The sequence below is a fragment of the Leclercia sp. M50 genome (assembly GCF_037150775.1).
In the GTDB taxonomy this organism is placed as follows: domain Bacteria; phylum Pseudomonadota; class Gammaproteobacteria; order Enterobacterales; family Enterobacteriaceae; genus Enterobacter.
Map to the genome: position 1 here is coordinate 1 of NZ_JBBCPK010000207.1, position 2,580 is coordinate 2,580.

Consider the following 2,580-nt stretch of genomic DNA (forward strand, 5'->3'; position numbering starts at 1 on the left):
TTTTCATCCGATTCACGCAGATTCCGCGCCGCCAGCCGCAGCTTACGTTCCCGAATATAGCGCCCCAGACTCTCGCCTTTGTACTGCATAAACAGCCGCTGTAAGTGCCACTTGGAGTAGCCCGCATGTCGGGCGATATCCTCGATACGCAACGGCTGATGAAGGTTGTCGTCGATCCACTCGACAATGGTGTCGATAACCTGAGCGGAAATAGTCATGCTGCTCTCCCCCTCTGCTCTTCGATTTAACATTATTCCCACCACGCACGAAATTGTTGCGTGGCATCATCTACCCTGACCGGCTCACCGAGCTCCGGGGTCAGCAGGCGATATTTTTTATCCTTGCTGGCCTGCGTAAGCTGGATCAGTGGGTCGTTCCAGGTGTGTTTTGCCAGCACAAAGCGCCCGGAGTGGCCCGGTACGACCGCGCTGGCATTAAGATCCGCCGCCGCCTGCGCCGTTTCGGCAGGCTGCATGTGGATGTACTTCCAGTCCTGGTCATACTGGCCGTTCTCCATGATCGCCAGATCGACGGCGCCGAAGCGCTCGCCAATGGCGCTAAAGTGCGGGCCATAGCCAGAATCACCGCTGTAGAACACTTTCGTCTCTGGGGTGACAAACATAAAGCTGCCCCACAGCGTCTGGTTGCGCTTGAGCCCGCGCCCGGAGAAGTGGCGCGCCGGCAGGACATGTACGGTGAGATCGTCGCTGATCCGCACCGACTGCTCCCAGTCCCTCTCCTCAATGATCGAGGGCTCCATGCCCCAGTAGCGCAGGTGCGATCCCACCCCGAGCGGCGTGACCACGCGCTTCACTTTGGGCAACAGGGCTTTGATGGTGGCGTAGTCGAGATGATCGTAGTGATCGTGCGAGATAATCAGCAGATCGATATCGGGCATCTCTTCGGCACGCCACGGGTACTCCCCGGCAAAGGCTTTATTGAGAAAAGAGAAAGGTGCGGCATAGTTGCTGAATACCGGATCGATCAGAATGCGTTTGCCTGCCAGCTGCAGATACCACGAGGAGTGGCCGAGCCAGACCAGCGTCTCTTGATCCAGGGGCAGCTGCGCCAGATCGGTTTTCACCAGCGGCAGCGGCTGGGCCGGACGCGCGTTCTCACGCTTCGTCACCAGAAAATCCCACCACGCCGCCAGCATGTTCTTATTGCCGGTAAAGCCGGGCGTCGGCAAGGTGTTATGGAACTGGCCGTCGCGATATTGCGGCGAGGCGGCAAACTCATTCAGCTGCGCGCCCTGTGGCGGCTGGCCGAACCCGGCATTGAGTACAAACGGCAAACTCGCCGCGGATGCAATCATCATCACTACCACCACGCTAACAATAAAACGCTTTTTCATATCCCGACCCGAATTCGCGCCCCATCCGATGGCCTGCGCGGGCAAAACTTGATTATGAGTGAGTAAGCACTCATTATAGAAGTGATGTGAAAGTCGTCAAGACGTTTTAAGATCTTTGACATTCCACGTTGCAGCCCCACAAAGGGCATGATTCAATCGGGGTTTTTGCACATTACCTGGAGGAAATGCAGTGGCTCGTCCGAAAAGTGAAGATAAAAAACTGGCGTTGCTGGACGCGGCAACCAGCGCGTTTGCCCAGTCCGGCATTGCGGCTTCTACCGCGTTAATCGCCCGCAGCGCGGGCGTGGCAGAAGGCACCCTGTTTCGCTATTTCGCTACCAAAGACGACCTGCTTAACGCCCTCTACCTGCACCTGAAGCAGGATCTGTGCCAGACCATGCTGGCGAATATGGATCGCGCCCTGACCCAGCCAAAAGAGCATACCCGCAATATCTGGAACAGCTACGTTGACTGGGGGATCCGCAATCCGGTGGCCCACGGCGCCATCCGCCAGCTTGGGGTGAGCGAGAAGATCAACGCCGAAACCGAGCAGGCGGTACACGAGATGTTCCCGGAGCTGCACGAGCTGTGCCGTCGCCATATCCGCCCGGTGTTTATGTCGGAAGAGTTCCGGCTGTTTGGCGACGCGCTCTTTTTATCCCTGGCGGAGACCACCATGTCCTTCGCTACTCGCGAACCGGCCCGCGCAGCCGAATTTAAGGCATTGGGTTTTGAAGCGATGTGGCGGGCGCTGGCCGAAGAGGATAGCGATGGACAGTAAAACGCTCGCCGCCTGCGCAAAGCAGGTGGCCCTGGAGCTGCCCTTTACCGAACAGTGCTGGCCGTTTGGCCCGGATTACGATGTGTTTAAGGTCAGCGGCAAGATTTTTATGCTGATTGGCGTCGCACACGGGCGCCTGCATGTCAGCCTGAAGTCCGACCCGCAAAAATCGCTGCTCAACCAGCAGATCTACCGGGGCATTGAGCCTGGCTACCATCTGAATAAAAAGCACTGGATCTCGGTTTATGCGGCGGAGGATATCACCCCTGAGCTGATCGCCGATCTGGTCAATGATTCGTGGCATCTGGTGGTGGATAAGCTGCCAAAAAAAGAGCAAAAACGTCTGCGTCCGGGCCCTTAAGCGCTCGGAATGCCCTTACCTTTGTTCCTTTCCCTTTGTATCATTTTCCCTTTTGCATTAAACCCAGGAGTCGTTATGGATATC

General features: G+C 56.9%; 4 protein-coding genes. 2 read left to right on the forward strand and 2 right to left on the reverse strand.

Annotated features, from left to right (window positions below):
• Both WFM46_RS23505 and WFM46_RS23510 read right to left on the reverse strand, forming a co-directional pair.
• Nucleotides 1-218 (reverse strand): AraC family transcriptional regulator (locus WFM46_RS23505; protein WP_336998698.1); only part of this gene is annotated, 218 nt, incomplete at its 3' end.
• Nucleotides 219-250: 32 nt separating this feature from the next.
• Nucleotides 251-1,354, reverse strand: coding sequence for an MBL fold metallo-hydrolase (locus WFM46_RS23510; protein ID WP_180210391.1), 1,104 nt, complete (start codon nucleotides 1,352-1,354; stop codon nucleotides 251-253).
• A 190-nt stretch (nucleotides 1,355-1,544) separates the two neighbouring features.
• On the opposite strand from WFM46_RS23510, the gene WFM46_RS23515 reads away from it, so the two are divergent.
• Nucleotides 1,545-2,135, forward strand: coding sequence for a TetR/AcrR family transcriptional regulator (locus tag WFM46_RS23515; RefSeq protein ID WP_156654031.1), 591 nt, complete (start codon nucleotides 1,545-1,547; stop codon nucleotides 2,133-2,135).
• The gene (locus WFM46_RS23520; protein ID WP_336998699.1) at nucleotides 2,125-2,496 is read left to right on the forward strand and encodes an MmcQ/YjbR family DNA-binding protein; all 372 of its coding nucleotides are present in this window, start codon (nucleotides 2,125-2,127) and stop codon (nucleotides 2,494-2,496) included. The genes WFM46_RS23515 and WFM46_RS23520 overlap by 11 nt, the downstream gene beginning before the upstream one ends.
• Nucleotides 2,497-2,580: the final 84 nt, after the last annotated feature.